16 protein-coding genes are annotated in these 13,197 nt (G+C 72.5%); 6 read left to right on the forward strand and 10 right to left on the reverse strand.

Translation table 11 applies throughout. The annotated features are described in order from the left end of the window. Positions 1 to 69: 69 nt before the first annotated feature. From AB4880_RS20825 to AB4880_RS20835, 3 genes are read left to right on the forward strand one after another with little or no spacing between them, the layout of a single operon-like run. Entirely contained in the window at positions 70 to 1,065 is a 996-nt protein-coding gene (locus AB4880_RS20825) for a WXG100 family type VII secretion target (RefSeq protein WP_367921126.1), read from the forward strand. Beyond that, the gene (locus AB4880_RS20830; RefSeq protein ID WP_367921127.1) at positions 1,062 to 1,412 is read left to right on the forward strand and encodes a hypothetical protein; all 351 of its coding nucleotides are present in this window, start codon (positions 1,062 to 1,064) and stop codon (positions 1,410 to 1,412) included. The genes AB4880_RS20825 and AB4880_RS20830 overlap by 4 nt, the downstream gene beginning before the upstream one ends. A gap of 11 nt (positions 1,413 to 1,423) precedes the next feature. Beyond that, positions 1,424 to 1,756, forward strand: a complete 333-nt coding sequence (locus AB4880_RS20835) for a hypothetical protein (RefSeq protein WP_367921128.1) — start codon at positions 1,424 to 1,426, stop codon at positions 1,754 to 1,756. On the opposite strand, the gene AB4880_RS20840 is transcribed toward AB4880_RS20835, so the two are convergent. Beyond that, positions 1,749 to 3,305 (reverse strand): long-chain-fatty-acid--CoA ligase, encoded by a 1,557-nt coding sequence (locus tag AB4880_RS20840; RefSeq protein ID WP_367921129.1) that lies wholly within the window; start codon positions 3,303 to 3,305, stop codon positions 1,749 to 1,751. The genes AB4880_RS20835 and AB4880_RS20840 overlap by 8 nt on opposite strands. Positions 3,306 to 3,404: 99 nt before the next feature. Further along, positions 3,405 to 4,307, reverse strand: coding sequence for a phosphoribosylaminoimidazolesuccinocarboxamide synthase (locus AB4880_RS20845; protein WP_367921130.1), 903 nt, complete (start codon positions 4,305 to 4,307; stop codon positions 3,405 to 3,407). Between the two features lie 96 nt (positions 4,308 to 4,403). Here AB4880_RS20845 and AB4880_RS20850 point away from each other — a divergent pair, with 96 nt between their 5' ends. Continuing rightward, positions 4,404 to 5,387 (forward strand): sulfotransferase family protein, encoded by a 984-nt coding sequence (locus AB4880_RS20850; RefSeq protein WP_367921131.1) that lies wholly within the window; start codon positions 4,404 to 4,406, stop codon positions 5,385 to 5,387. On the opposite strand, the gene AB4880_RS20855 is transcribed toward AB4880_RS20850, so the two are convergent. Next, on the reverse strand, positions 5,371 to 6,261 hold the full coding sequence (locus tag AB4880_RS20855) for a hypothetical protein (RefSeq protein WP_367921132.1): 891 nt from the start codon (positions 6,259 to 6,261) through the stop codon (positions 5,371 to 5,373). The genes AB4880_RS20850 and AB4880_RS20855 overlap by 17 nt on opposite strands. A gap of 100 nt (positions 6,262 to 6,361) precedes the next feature. On the opposite strand from AB4880_RS20855, the gene AB4880_RS20860 reads away from it, so the two are divergent. Then, a complete protein-coding gene (locus tag AB4880_RS20860) occupies positions 6,362 to 6,724 on the forward strand; it encodes a hypothetical protein (protein WP_367921133.1) in 363 nt (120 codons plus the stop codon). A gap of 34 nt (positions 6,725 to 6,758) precedes the next feature. Then, positions 6,759 to 7,076 carry an antibiotic biosynthesis monooxygenase family protein gene (locus AB4880_RS20865; RefSeq protein WP_367921134.1) on the forward strand — a complete coding sequence of 106 codons (318 nt, stop codon included), beginning with the start codon at positions 6,759 to 6,761 and terminating at the stop codon, positions 7,074 to 7,076. Here AB4880_RS20865 and AB4880_RS20870 read toward each other — a convergent pair. From AB4880_RS20870 to AB4880_RS20900, 7 genes are all read right to left on the reverse strand, one after another. Continuing rightward, positions 7,063 to 7,464, reverse strand: coding sequence for an SRPBCC family protein (locus AB4880_RS20870; RefSeq protein WP_367921135.1), 402 nt, complete (start codon positions 7,462 to 7,464; stop codon positions 7,063 to 7,065). The two genes, AB4880_RS20865 and AB4880_RS20870, sit on opposite strands and share 14 nt — an antisense overlap. A gap of 12 nt (positions 7,465 to 7,476) precedes the next feature. After that, positions 7,477 to 8,904 carry an adenylosuccinate lyase gene (gene purB, locus AB4880_RS20875; protein ID WP_367921136.1) on the reverse strand — a complete coding sequence of 476 codons (1,428 nt, stop codon included), beginning with the start codon at positions 8,902 to 8,904 and terminating at the stop codon, positions 7,477 to 7,479. 50 nt (positions 8,905 to 8,954) lie between these two features. Further along, positions 8,955 to 9,461 (reverse strand): GNAT family N-acetyltransferase, encoded by a 507-nt coding sequence (locus tag AB4880_RS20880; protein ID WP_367921137.1) that lies wholly within the window; start codon positions 9,459 to 9,461, stop codon positions 8,955 to 8,957. After that, positions 9,454 to 9,882, reverse strand: a complete 429-nt coding sequence (locus AB4880_RS20885; RefSeq protein ID WP_367921138.1) for a Uma2 family endonuclease — start codon at positions 9,880 to 9,882, stop codon at positions 9,454 to 9,456. The genes AB4880_RS20880 and AB4880_RS20885 overlap by 8 nt, the downstream gene beginning before the upstream one ends. A 160-nt stretch (positions 9,883 to 10,042) precedes the next feature. Beyond that, on the reverse strand, positions 10,043 to 10,543 hold the full coding sequence (locus tag AB4880_RS20890; protein WP_367921139.1) for a GNAT family N-acetyltransferase: 501 nt from the start codon (positions 10,541 to 10,543) through the stop codon (positions 10,043 to 10,045). Between the two features lie 2 nt (positions 10,544 to 10,545). Further along, entirely contained in the window at positions 10,546 to 11,817 is a 1,272-nt protein-coding gene (gene purD, locus AB4880_RS20895; protein ID WP_367921140.1) for a phosphoribosylamine--glycine ligase, read from the reverse strand. 35 nt (positions 11,818 to 11,852) lie between these two features. Beyond that, on the reverse strand, positions 11,853 to 13,136 hold the full coding sequence (locus AB4880_RS20900; RefSeq protein WP_367921141.1) for an adenylosuccinate synthase: 1,284 nt from the start codon (positions 13,134 to 13,136) through the stop codon (positions 11,853 to 11,855). Positions 13,137 to 13,197: the final 61 nt, after the last annotated feature.

Raw genomic sequence — 13,197 nt, forward strand, 5'->3', positions numbered from 1 at the left:
CCGGGTTTCCGCGGCGGCGGTCGCGGGCAGGAACGACCTGCCCGTGCCGTCCGCACCGAGGAGCCCACCATGGCCGCCGAGCTCAGCGTCGAACTGTCCGATCTCCGCGGCTGGGGGCATCAGGTACGACGGGCGGGCGGCCACTGCACCATGCTGTCGACGTACGTCGCGACGAACGTTCCGGACGGCGACTTCGGCCGCATCCTCTCGCTGATCCAGGGCGACTACGAGTCGATGGCGACCACCGTCCGGGAGGCGCTCTCGACCGACGGCCATCGCCTCGACCTGGCCGGCGACTCGCTGCACGCGACGATGCGGCACTTCGCCGACGCCGACGCCGACGTCGCGCAGAGCTTCGGCCTCGGCGCCCGGATCACCGACGACGGCAGCGCGGCCGCCGCCTTCTCCGACGGCGGCGGGACGACGGCAGCGGCGCCGACGTCCGGCGGCGAGACCCTGCCGGAGGTCAGCTTCGGCTGGCTGTTCGACAAGGCGTGCGAGCTCATCAGCTGGGTCGGCGGCCCCGACCTGCGCTCGTGGGTGACCGAGCAGATCGCCGGCGACGTCGACAAGGCGTCGACGCAGGCCTCGGCGTGGGCGAACGCGGCCACCGCGATGCGCGCGGTCGAGGCCGATCTCGACCGCGGCGAGCGTGCCATCGAGCGCACCTGGACCGGCGACGCCGCGACCGCCGCCCAGGCCTACCTCGACCAGTGGCTGGCGTCGCTGCGGCAGCAGGCGTCGTCGCTCGACCAGATCGGCAGCTACCTCCACGACATGGTCCAGCAGGCGGTCGAGATGGCCCAGGTGGTCGTGGACATCGTCAAGGAGATCATCAGCATCATCAGCGCCGGCTGGTCGATGGCGTCGATCCCGATCTACGGCCAGATCAAGCTGGTCGACAAGGTCAAGGACGCCATCAAGCTCGTCAACGACGCGCGCAAGGTGATCACCGTCTTCTGGAACGCGCTGAAGCTGGTCGTCGACGGCATCAAGCTGACGGTCACCGTCTTCACCTCCGAGTCGCTGCCGGCCGCGCCCGCCCTGCCCGGGGCGGTCGCGTGACCACCGGCGCGGGCCACGACCCGTGGCTCGAGCTGCGGGCCACGATCGCCGGCGCCCGGGCGGCGCTCGACCGGGTCCGCGCCGTCCCGACGACGACGCCCGAGGAGCGACGCGAGCTCCAGCGGGTCGCGCGGTCCGGCGAGCTGGGCCCGCGGATGCGCGAGCTCGCCGAGCACGTCGAGGCGGGCGAGACCAGCTGGCCGGAGGTGTTCGAGGGGATCTCGCCGTACACCGATCTGCTGCGCGACCACCTCGACGCGATGGTCGCCCTGCACGGCGAGAGCGTCCGGCAGCAGCTCGAGGCCGACCCCACGTTCGACCCGACGGCTCCACACGAGGACGTGTGAGGATGACCGGCATGTCCGCCGACCACGACCGCGCCCGGGACGACGAGCCCGGGTCGCGCCCGCTGGCCCAGGCCGGGTCGGCCGTCGCGAGCCTCGCCGAGGCGTGGCTGCGCGACTCCGTCTACTGCGGCGTCGGCCTGCTCGCCCTGGTCACCGTCGTGTGCGGCGTGGCGGCGTCCGACCGGGTCGGCATCGCGGTCCTGGGCGTCGTCGCCGGGCTGGCCTGCTTCGCGATCCCGACGGTCGCCGTCGTCCGCCGGCCGTCGGCATCGCGGGTGTGGCTCGCGCTGCTGGCCGGCGCCGTCATGGGCGGCGCCGGCCTCGCGCTGGTGCTGACTAGCTGAGCTCGCGCTTGAGGATCTTGCCGGTCGCGGTCATCGGCAGGGACTCCACGATCTCGACGACGCGCGGGTACTTGTAGGCCGCCATCTGCTCCTTGCCCCACGCCACGATCTCCTCGGGCGTGGCGCTGGCGCCGGGCTTGAGGATGACGAACGCCTTGATCTCCTCGCCGTGGCTCTCGTGCGGGACGCCGATGACGGCGGCGAGCGAGACGGCCGGGTGGGTGAGCAGGACCTCCTCGATCTCGCGCGGGTACACGTTGTAGCCGCCGCGGATGATCATGTCCTTGGAGCGGTCGACGATGTAGTACCAGCCGTCGGCGTCCTTGCGGCCGAGGTCGCCGGAGCGGAACCAGCCCTCGTCGTTGATCGCCTCGGCGGTGGCCTCGGGACGCTTGTAGTAGCCCTTCATGATGTTGTGGCCCTTGATGGCGATCTCACCGATGCCGTCGGGGTCCGTGATCTCGGCCCAGCTGTCGGGGTCGATCAGCTTCATCTCCACGCCGGGGATCGGCGTGCCGATCGAACCGACCCGCACCGGCGAGCCGAGACGCGAGAAGCTCGCGACCGGCGAGGTCTCGGACAGCCCGTAGCCCTCGAGGATGACGACGCCGAAGCGCTTCTCGAACTCGTGGTGCACCTCGACCGGCAGCGCGGCGCCGCCGGCGACCGCGACGCGGAGGTTGGCGGCGAGCTCGTGGACGTCGACGGTGTCGTCGAGCGCGTTGAGCAGGCCCCAGTACATGGTCGGGACGCCGGCGAAGAAGGAGACCTTCTCCTTGAGCATCAGCCCGATCGCGGGCGCCGCCTCGAAGCGCGGCAGCATGACGACGGTGCCGCCGAACGCGAAGGCGCCGTTCTGGATGACGGTCTGGCCGAACGAGTGGAACAGCGGCAGCACGCACAGGAAGGTGTCGGGCTTCGCCGCGTCGGCGCCGAAGAGGTCGGAGCCGGCGAGCGCGTTGGCGCGCATGTTGCGGTGACGCAGCTCGGCGCCCTTGGGCTGACCCGTCGTGCCGGAGGTGTAGAGGATGACGGCGGTGTCGTCGTCATCGACGTCGACGGTGTCGAACGTCGGCGGCTGGGTCGTCATGCCCTGCCCGAGCGTCTCGGTGCCCTCGATCGGGGACGGCGCCGTCGGGTCGGCGGTGATGACGAAGAAGTGGTCGCAGCCGTCGGCGGCCTGGAAGCCGGCGTACGCCTCGGTGCCGATCGGCAGGTCCGGCGTGCCCTGGAAGGCGAAGTAGGCCTTCGCGTCGGAGTCGCCGAGGTGGTAGGCGACCTCACGGCCCTTGAGCAGCACGTTGAGCGGGACGACCGTCGCGCCGGCCTTGAGGATGCCGTAGTAGACGATCGTGAAATACGGCAGGTTGGGGCAGCTGAGCGCGACCTTGTCGCCGGGCTTGATCCCGCGCGAGACCAGCAGGTTGGCGACCTGGTTGGCCGCGCCGTCGACCTGCGGGTACGACAGCCGCGTGTCGCCGAAGACGATCGCGGTGCGGTCGGGATAGCTCTGTGCGCTGTTCTCGAGGAACTCGGCGAGGTTCGTCATGCGCCACAACCTACTGGCCGGTCATGACGTGGGTCACTGGTCGCGGGACCAGAACCTCGCGAGCGGGGTTGTGCCCGGGACTAACCGCGGTCGTCCGGGTCAGAACCTCTCGCCGGTGAGCCGCTCGTACGCCTCGAGGTAGCGGCTGCGGGTCCGCTCGACGACCTCGGCCGGCAGGGCCGGCGGCGCCTCGCCGGACGCCTTGTCCCAGCCGCTCTCGGGCGAGAGCGCCCAGTTGCGCACGATCTGCTTGTCGTACGACGGCTGCGCGCGGCCGGGCTGCCAGTCGTCGGCGGGCCAGTAGCGCGAGGAGTCGGGGGTGAGGACCTCGTCGGCGAGGACGATCCGGCCGTCGCCCCCGGGGACGACGCCGAACTCGAACTTGGTGTCGGCGAGCAGGATCCCCTGGGCGCGGGCGATCTCCTCGGCCCGGGCGTAGACGCGGAGGGTGAGGTCGCGCAGGGACGCCGCGGCGTCGGCGCCGATGGTGGCGACGACGGCGTCGTAGGAGACGTTCTCGTCGTGGTCGCCGAGCTCGGCCTTCGTGGCGGGGGTGAAGATCGGGGTCTCGAGGCGGCTGCCGTCGTCGAGGCCGGCGGGGAGCGGGATGCCGCAGACCTCGCCGGTGGCGCGGTAGTCGACCAGACCGGAGCCGGTGAGGTAGCCGCGGGCGACGCACTCGACGGGGAACATGTCGAGCCGCTCGCAGATCACCGCGCGACCGCGGACGGCGTCCGGGACGTCGGTCGAGATGACGTGGTTGGGCACCAGCTCGGCGAGCTGCTCGAACCACCACAGCGACATCCGGGTGAGGATCTCGCCCTTGTCGGGGATCGTCGTCTCGAGGACGAAGTCGAAGATCGAGAGCCGGTCGCTCGCGACCATCAGCAGTTTGCCGACGTGGGGCCCCTCGGTCAGCTCGTAGAGGTCGCGGACCTTGCCGGAGTGCAGGTGGCGGGCGCCGGGGAGCTCCGGGGCGGGCGGGATGTTCGCGAGCGTCACGGACGACAGCCTATTGATCCCGACCTCCGGGCCGGCGTTGCGCCCGCCTACTTATCTATCTAGACTTATTTACAAGACTATCGGACGGGGGTCGCGATGCTCCGGGAACCACAGCCCGACTTCCTGCTCGTCGGCGCGCCGAAGGCCGGCACCAGCGCGCTCCATCTCGCGCTCGCGGCCCACCCGGACGTCTTCGTGACCACGCCCAAGGAGCCGAAGTTCTGGCTCTGCGAGGGGGCTCCGCCCCCGCACTGGCGCGGCCCCGGCGACCGGCACTCGCAGCAGGAGTGGATCTGGCGGGCCGACCAGTACGCCGACCTCTTCCGGCCCGCGCCGGCCAGCTCGGTCCGCGGCGAGAGCACGCCGTTCTACCTCTGGCACCGCGGCGCCCAGCGGCGTATCGCCGACAGCCTGCCCGAGGTCCGGATCATCGCCGTCGTCCGCGACCCGATCGACCGGGCCTACAGCAACTGGATGCACCTGTGGTCCGACGGGCTCGAGCCGGAGTCCGACTTCGAGACCGCGTTCGGACTGCAGGACGCCCGGAGCGCGGCGGGCTATGCGCCGTTCTGGCGCTACCGCGACCTCGGCCTGTACGGCGAGCAGCTGCGCGACCTGGTCAAGCTCGTCGACCCCGCCCGGGTCCTCGTCGTCCGCTATCGCGACATCGTCGACGAGCCGGCCGCGACCGTCGACCGCGCCTGCCGCTTCCTCGGCATCCGCGAGGGACAGGTCACGAAGATCCCGCGCGACAACTCGCGCCCCTATGTCGCGCCGGGATGGCGCCCCCGGGTGCTCGGCCCGGTGGTGCGCGGCGGCGCCCGGGCCGGCCAGTTCGCGCCGCCGCAGCTGTGGCGGCGCGCCAGCGCGCCCCTCGTCGCGCAGCTGCAGGCCCGCGACGCGCACCGGCCACAGCTGAGCCCCGCGCAGCGCGAGCGCCTGCTGCCGGCGTTCGCGGACGACATCCGGCTGCTCGGCGAGCTGACCGGCGACGACTTCTCCGACTGGCTCTCCACGCGCGACCGGGGCTCGTTCGCCCAGCGGTCGAACGGAGGAACCGAGGTCAGTGCACCAGCGTGACCAGGTCGTGCGCGCCGTCGGCGCGAGCGGCCTCGACGTAGAACCGGGTGCGGCCGTCGGGCAGCGGCACCGCGCTGGCATAGCGCCACGCCCCGTCGCCGTACGGCGAGGCGATCGGCGGCACGTCGGCCGGGACGAGGCGGGCGCCGTCCCAGACGGCGAGCCCGGTGGTCTCGGACCAGTTGGACGCGGCGTCGGGGCGGCCGTCGTACAGGACGGCGAGCGGGCCGCCGTCGGTGCGCGGCAGGACCGTGGTGACCCGAGCGCCGCGGGCATCCCACTCCCCCGGGCGGCCGGCAAGCACGACGCCGTGGTCGGTCCACGCCAGGCCGTCGACGCTGGTGAGCCGGCGGGTCGTCATCCGGTCCTCCTGGCCGGGCTCGTCGAGGGGGTGGCAGCACAGCCACATCTCCCAGCCGTCCGGCCCGTGGGTGACGACCGGGTCCTTCACCGCGACCAGGTCGTCGCCCGGCAGCACGACCTGCCGGCGACCGGAGGGAAGGTCGGCCGGCGTCGGCGCGGTGAGGCTGTCGACCCACCAGTGCTTCGAGCCGGGCGTCGCGCAGGACAGGTAGAGCCGCCAGCCCGCCCCCGGGACGGGCACGAGGACCGGCCGCTCGAAGGACTCGCAGCTGAACGCCTCGCGCTGCACCTCGGCGACCGGCTCGAACCGCCCCCCGTCGTCGGAGCGCGCGACCACGACGCTCACGCCACGACCCTCGGTGAGCGGGCGCCGCACACGGTAGGTCAGCCAGAAGACGCCGTCGACCAGGACCGCGCTCGCGGCGCCGGCCCAGTTGCCGGCGCCGGCGGCCGGAGCGGGGACGACGACCCGGGCGTCGCCGGAGGTCGGGACCGTAGCGGCAAGAGTCATGACCCGGATCATACTCCACAAGATTGATCGACTTATTGATCAACTTGACCAAAGGCGGGGTGGCCGCACGTGCGCGGCACGGCAATGGCAGCATGTCGCCATGACGGAGTCCGCGCAGCCGCTCACCGACAGCACGTCCTTCGCCGGAGACCAGGTGGTCTGGGAGGACGAGATCTGGGTCCTCGCCCGCCACGAGGCCGGCGACCGCCTCGGCCTGACCCTCCACCACCGCGACCCGGAGGGCTTCGGCCAGCTCTCCGACGAGCACGCCTCGCAGCTGGGCCGGATCGGCAACCGACTGATCCGGATCATCGAGCACCTGCCGGAGGCCGGGAAGGTCTCCCTCGGCCGCACCACCGACGAGCACGTCCAGCTGACCTTCGAGGTCACCGGCGTCGGGGCCGAGTGCCTGCACGAGGTGGCGGTCAAGCTCGCCAACTGGGGCGGCGACGCACGCGCCTGACCGGCGCTTCGGACACCCCTCCTAGAGTCGGGACATGTCCGTCGTGAAGATCAACGCCATCCAGGTCCCGCCCAACGCCGGCCCCGAGCTGGAGAAGCGGTTCGCCGCCCGGGCCGGCGCCGTGGAGGGCTCCCCCGGCTTCCTCGGCTTCCAGCTGCTGCGCCCGACCGCGGGCGAGGACCGCTACTTCGTCGTCACCCACTGGGCCGACGAGGAGTCCTTCGCGGCCTGGCGCGACGGCCAGGGCCGCGCCGTGCACGCCGAGACGCCGGGCGAGGCGCCCCGCAAGCCGGTCGCGACCGGCGCCGACCTGCTGGAGTTCGAGGTCGTGCTCGACGTCAAGCCGTCCTGAGCAGCTCCGCCGCACGGCGTAGGTCGGCGGCCACGGCCACCCGGGCGATCCGGGTGAGCAGCGGCCCGCCGACACCGAGCCCGCGGACCGCGAAGTCCGCACTCACCCGGCAGCCGTCGCCCTCGGGTGCGAACGTCAGCGCGAGCCGTGCGGTGAAGGGACCGCACGTGCCCTCCTCCACCCAGCGGTACGGCGGCTCGGCGAGCGTCGTCCGCATCCGGGGCCGGACGCCGGGCACCACGGTGACGTCGGTCCACGCGCTGTCGTCGTCGCGGACGGCGGCGACGGCGCGCAGCGACGACTGCCAGGCCGGGCGGTTGCGCGGATCGGCGAGGTAGCCGTAGGCCCGGTCCGCGGGGACCGGGACGGCGACCTCGATGCGGGTCATCGGCTCAACGGCTCAGAGGATCGCGCCGGGGACGTAGGCGGCCGCTGCCGGGTTGGCCCGGACGACGTCCTCGACCTGCCGGCAGACCTCCTGGGTCTGCGCGACCGCGGCCCCGGTGAAGGTGATCGGCTCGGCGACCAGGGTCTGCAGCTGCTCGGCGGTGAGACCGAGCCGGTCGTCGGCGGCGAGCTTGGCGAAGACGTCGTTCTCGGCCTGGCCCTGGCGCATCGCGAGGGCGGTGCCCACGGCGGCCTCCTTGATCGCCTCGTGGGCGGTCTCGCGGCCCACGCCGTTGCGCACCGCGGCCATGAGCACCTTGGTGGTCGCGAGGAACGGCAGGTAGCGGTCGAGCTCGCGCTGGATGACCGCCGGGAAGGCGCCGAACTCGTCGAGCACGGTGAGGAAGGTCTGGAAGAGGCCGTCGACGGCGAAGAAGGCGTCGGGCAGCGCGACCCGTCGTACGACGGAGCAGGAGACGTCGCCCTCGTTCCACTGGTCACCGGCGAGCTCGCCGACCATGGAGAGGTAGCCGCGGGTGACGACGGCCAGGCCGTTGACCCGCTCGCAGGAGCGGGTGTTCATCTTGTGCGGCATCGCGGACGAGCCGACCTGGCCCTCCTTGAAGCCCTCGGTCACCAGCTCGTTGCCGGCCATCAGCCGGATCGTGGTGGCCAGGTTGGACGGCGCCGCGGTCAGCTGAACCAGCGCGGAGAGGACGTCGAAGTCGAGCGAGCGCGGGTAGACCTGGCCGACGCTGGTGAGCACGCGCTCGAAGCCCAGGTGGCGGGCGACCCGCTGCTCGAGGTCGGCCAGCTTGACCATGCCGTCAGGGCCGCCGCCGAGCAGGTCGAGCATGTCCTGCCCGGTGCCCATCGGGCCCTTGATGCCGCGCAGCGGGTAGCGCGCGAGGAGCTGGTCGATCCGCTCGAGCGCGATGAGCAGCTCGTCGGCCACGGTGGCGAACCGCTTGCCGAGGGTGGTCGCCTGCGCGGCGACGTTGTGGGACCGGCCGGCCATCACGGTGGTCTCGTGCTCGGCCGCGAGCCTGGCCAGGCGGGCCAGGGTGGCGACCGCGCGGTCCTGGAGCAGGGTCAGCGACTGGCGGACCTGGAGCTGCTCGACGTTCTCGGTGAGGTCGCGGCTGGTCATGCCCTTGTGGATGTGCTCGTGACCGGCGAGGGCCGCGAACTCCTCGATGCGCGCCTTGACGTCGTGGCGGGTGACCCGCTCCCGCGCGGCGATGCTGTCGAGGTCGACGACGTCGACGACCTTCTCGTAGGCCTCGACCACACCGTCGGGCACGTCGATCCCGAGGTCGCGCTGCGCCTTCAGGACGGCGATCCACAGTTGCCGCTCAAGGACGATCTTGTGCTCGGGCGACCAGATCTCGGCGAGGTCGGCGGCGGCGTAGCGGGTGGCGAGGACGTTCGGCACGGTCACGGTGGTCGATTCTCCCACGGTTGGCGCCGGAAGCGTGACTCAGCGCCACCTCAACGCAGGGCGCGGACCAGGACCATCTCGCCGTCCTCGGTCGTGCCGCGGACGCCGGTGAACCCCGCCTTGGCCGCGACCCGCAGGCTCGCGGCGTTGTCGGGGGCGATCGACGCCCGGACCCGCACCCCCGCCGCGTCGGCCCGCGCCAGCAGCGCCCCGAGCGCCTCGGTGGCCAGCCCGTAGCCCCGCGCCGGCCCCACCAGGCCGTAGCCGACCTCGACCTCGGGCACCCCGTCGTCGGCCTCCTCGGGCGGCCCGAAGAAGCCGATCGAGCCGATCACGATCTGCTGCTTGAGCGACACGATCGACCGCGGACCCCACGGATCGCCGTCGTGCCACAGCGTCGCCGCGCCCCGGTCGTCCTCGCGCGGGAACTCCGGGTGCCAGTCGGGACGACGCCGCCCCTCGCGGATGTCGGCGACGGTCGCGGCGTCCCAGAGGACCAGGCGCAGGCGCGGCGTCTCGACGCCCGCGGGTGCGGCCGAACGGGGCGTGTCAGTCATCGAGCAGGCCGAGAAGGTCGACGGTCACGACGCCATGCTCCCCTATCGCGACCTCGCCAAAGGGACGGGCCTCGTCGAAGCGGGCCAGGGTGTGCCAGGAACCGTCGACGAGGGTGCGGACCTCGAGCCAGCGCTGGGCGGGATCGACGATCCAGAGCTGGCCGATGCCGGCCGCGGCGTAGTCGTGCGGCTTGCGGAGCAGGTCCTCCGCACGCGTGCTCGGGGACAGCACCTCGACCACGAGCACCGGGTCGTCGACGAAGAGCCCCTCGGGCCGGGTCGTCGCGTAGGCGTCGGCGATCCGAACCCGGTTGCGGGCCAGCCTGATGTTGCCCGAGGACGAGCCGTCAAGGCCGTCGACGGAGTCGAAGAGGTTCGCAAGCCTGCGGGCGACGCGCTGGACGGGCTCGACGACCTCCACACGAACTCCTGACCCCGAGACGGACACACCGGACCACTCCTTCCCCATCATGACCCGACCGTCGGGCACGGGGAAGACTCACCCGGCAACACCGCCGCCGAAACCGGCGGCGTGCGTTGTCCACGGGCAACGCGCTGACCTGCGGTTTCGCCGCCGGCGGTCAGTCGGAAGCGAGCATCTTCTGCCACCACACGACGTCGATCCACCGCCCGTGCTTGCGCCCCACCTCGCGCAGCACCCCCTGCCGCTCGAACCCGCAGGCCCGGTGCAGGCCCTCGCTGGCGTCGTTCGGGAGGGCGATGCAGGCCAGGGCGGTGCGCATGCCGGCGGCGGCGAGGCGGGCGAGCAGGTCGTCGTACAGCAGGCGGCCGACGCCGCGGCCGGTCGCCGCGGCGGCGAGGTAGACGGTCACCTCGCGGGTGTGGTGGTAGGCGCCGCGGTCGCGGAACGGGCCGGAGTAGGCGAAGCCGACGACCTCGGCGTCGACGACGGCGACGAGGAAGTGGTCGCCCTCGTGGGCCGAGGCGAGCTTGGCCGACCAGCGCTCGCGCGGTGGCGGCTCGACGTCGAAGGTGGCGTAGCCGTGGGCGACCTCGTGGGCATAGATCGCGGCGACCGCGTCGAGGTCGGCTTCGGCCGCCGGCCGGACGAGCGGCGCCACGGTCAGTCGTCCTTGAGCGAGGCGCCCTCGACGACGCCGAGCGGCTCCGCCGCGATGTCGGTACGGCGCTGCAGCCCGTCGAACGAGATCAGGTCGGCCGCGGCATAGGCGCGCGAGCGCGCGTCGGCGATGTCGTAGCCGACCGCCCGGACGGCGAGCACGCGGCCGCCGGCGGTGACCAGCGCGTCGTCGACGATCGCGGTGCCGGCGTGGATCACGTCGACGTCGGCGACCAGGTTGGCCGCACCGACGCCGGTGATGACGTCGCCCTTCGACGACGACTCCGGGTAGCCCGCCGAGGCGAGGACGACGGTGACCGACGCGGCGTCGCGGAACGCCGGGGCCGCCACCGACCCCAGCGAGCCGTGGGCGGCGGCCGCCAGCAGCTCGCCCAGCGGTGACTCGAGGACGGCGAGGACGGGCTGGATGTCGGGGTCGCCGAAGCGGCAGTTGAACTCGATGACCCGCGGACCGGCCGCGGTGAGCGCGAGGCCGACGTAGAGGCAGCCGACGAAGGGCGTGCCGCGGCGCGCCATCTCGTCGAGGGTCGGCTGGACGACCTGCTCCATGACGACGGACGCAAGGTCGGCGGGCGCCCACGGGAGCGGCGAGTAGGAGCCCATGCCGCCGGTGTTGGGCCCGCGGCCCCCGTCGAAGATCCGCTTGAAGTCCTGCGCCGGCTGGAGCGGGTGGGCCGTCGCGCCGTCGCAGACCGCGAACAGCGAGACCTCGGGGCCGTCGAGGAACTCCTCGACGACCACCCGGCCGCAGCCGGCCGCGTGGGCCAGCGCCTCGTCGCGGTCGCGGGTGACGACCACGCCCTTGCCGGCGGCGAGGGCGTCGTCCTTCACGACGTACGGCGCGCCGAACTCGTCGAGCGCCGCGGCCACCTCCTCCGGCGTGGTGCACGTGCGCGAGCCGGCGGTCGGGACGCCCGCGGCGGCCATGACCTCCTTGGAGAACGCCTTGGAGCCCTCCAGCATCGCGGCGGCCTTCGACGGCCCGAAGACCGCGATCCCGGCCGCGCGGACGTCGTCGGCGACGCCCGCCACGAGCGGCGCCTCCGGACCGACGACGACGAGGTCGGCGCCGATCTCCTGGGCGAGCGCGGCGACCGCGCCGCCGTCCATCGGGTCGACCGGGTGGAGCGTGGCGAAGGCGCCGATGCCGGGGTTGCCGGGGGCGGCGTGGACCTCGCTCACCCCCGGGTCGCGGGAGAGCGCGAGGGCGAGCGCGTGCTCGCGGCCGCCGGTGCCGATGACGAGGGTCTTCACGGGAGGATCCTAGGAGGGGTCGCGGGGTGGGATCGTCAGCGCAGCGGGTGGCGGACGACGGCCTGCTCGCGCTCGGGGCCGACGCCGACGACCGAGATCCGCGCGCCGGACCGGGCCTCGACGAACTCGACGTAGTCGCGGGCGTTCTTCGGCAGCTCGTCGAACGAGCGGCAGCCGGAGATGTCCTCGGTCCAGCCCGGGAGGTTCTCGTAGATCGGGACGGCGTGGTGGAAGTCGGTCTGGTTGACCGGCATCTCGTCGTGGCGGACGCCGTCGACGTCGTAGGCGACGCAGACCGGGAGCTCGGCCAGGCCGGTGAGCGTGTCGAGCTTGGTGAGGACGAAGTCGGTCACGCCGTTGACGCGCGCGGCGTAGCGGGTGATGACGGTGTCCATCCAGCCGCAGCGGCGCGGGCGGCCGGTGGTGGTGCCGTATTCCCAGCCGGCCTTGCGCAGGAACTCGCCGTTCTCGTCGTGCAGCTCGGTCGGGAACGGACCCTCGCCGACGCGGGTCGTGTAGGCCTTGGCGATCGCGATGACCTGGTCGATGCGGGTCGGCGGGATGCCGGTGCCGGTGCACGCGCCGGCGGAGATCGCGCTGCTGGACGTCACGAACGGGTAGGTGCCGTGGTCGACGTCGAGCAGGGTGGCCTGGCCGGCCTCCATCAGCACGACCTCGTCGCGGTCGAGCGCCTCGTTGAGGAGCAGGCCGGTGTCGCAGACGTACGGCGCGAGCCGCTCCGCGTGCGCCAGCAGCCCCTCGACGGTCTGCTCGACCGAGGGGGCGCGGCGGTTGTAGATCTTGGTGAGGATCTGGCCCTTGAGCTCGAGGGCGCCCTCGACCTTCTGGGTCAAGATCTTCTCGTCGAAGAGGTCCTGGACCCGGATGCCGATCCGGTTCATCTTGTCGGCGTACGTCGGCCCGATGCCGCGGCCCGTCGTACCGATCCGGCGGGAGCCGAGGAAGCGCTCGGTGACCTTGTCGATCGTCCGGTTGTAGTCGGCGATCACGTGCGCGTTGGCGCTGAGCTTGAGCCTGCTGGTGTCGACGCCGCGGGCCTCGAGGCCGTCGATCTCGTGGAAGAGCACGTCGATGTCGACGACGACGCCGTTGCCGATGACGGGCGTGCAGCCGGGCGTGAGGATGCCGCTGGGCAGCAGGTGGAGGGCGTACTTCTCGTCGCCGACGACGACCGTGTGGCCGGCGTTGTTGCCGCCGTTGAACTTGACGACGTAGTCGACCTGGCTGCCCAGGTGGTCGGTCGCCTTCCCCTTGCCCTCGTCGCCCCACTGGGCGCCGACGATCACGATTGCGGGCATCTGCTCGCTCCTTCGCTCGGGACGGAGTCCCTCCGCTCCGCCTGATCGGAACGGCTGCTCA

It is taken from the genome of Nocardioides ginsengisoli (assembly GCF_039537225.1).
In the GTDB taxonomy this organism is placed as follows: Bacteria; Actinomycetota; Actinomycetes; order Propionibacteriales; family Nocardioidaceae; genus Nocardioides; species Nocardioides ginsengisoli.

Excerpts from the sequence above, each read along its gene's own strand:
- AB4880_RS20825 (WP_367921126.1), top strand. The coding sequence starts at position 70 with ATGGCCGCCGAGCTCAGCGTCGAACTGTCCGATCTCCGCGGCTGGGGG.
- AB4880_RS20835 (WP_367921128.1), top strand. The coding sequence starts at position 1,424 with ATGTCCGCCGACCACGACCGCGCCCGGGACGACGAGCCCGGGTCGCGC.
- AB4880_RS20840 (WP_367921129.1), bottom strand. The coding sequence starts at position 3,305 with ATGACGAACCTCGCCGAGTTCCTCGAGAACAGCGCACAGAGCTATCCC.
- AB4880_RS20850 (WP_367921131.1), top strand. The coding sequence starts at position 4,404 with ATGCTCCGGGAACCACAGCCCGACTTCCTGCTCGTCGGCGCGCCGAAG.
- AB4880_RS20855 (WP_367921132.1), bottom strand. The coding sequence starts at position 6,261 with ATGACTCTTGCCGCTACGGTCCCGACCTCCGGCGACGCCCGGGTCGTC.
- AB4880_RS20860 (WP_367921133.1), top strand. The coding sequence starts at position 6,362 with ATGACGGAGTCCGCGCAGCCGCTCACCGACAGCACGTCCTTCGCCGGA.
- AB4880_RS20865 (WP_367921134.1), top strand. The coding sequence starts at position 6,759 with ATGTCCGTCGTGAAGATCAACGCCATCCAGGTCCCGCCCAACGCCGGC.
- AB4880_RS20870 (WP_367921135.1), bottom strand. The coding sequence starts at position 7,464 with ATGACCCGCATCGAGGTCGCCGTCCCGGTCCCCGCGGACCGGGCCTAC.
- AB4880_RS20880 (WP_367921137.1), bottom strand. The coding sequence starts at position 9,461 with ATGACTGACACGCCCCGTTCGGCCGCACCCGCGGGCGTCGAGACGCCG.
- AB4880_RS20900 (WP_367921141.1), bottom strand. The coding sequence starts at position 13,136 with ATGCCCGCAATCGTGATCGTCGGCGCCCAGTGGGGCGACGAGGGCAAG.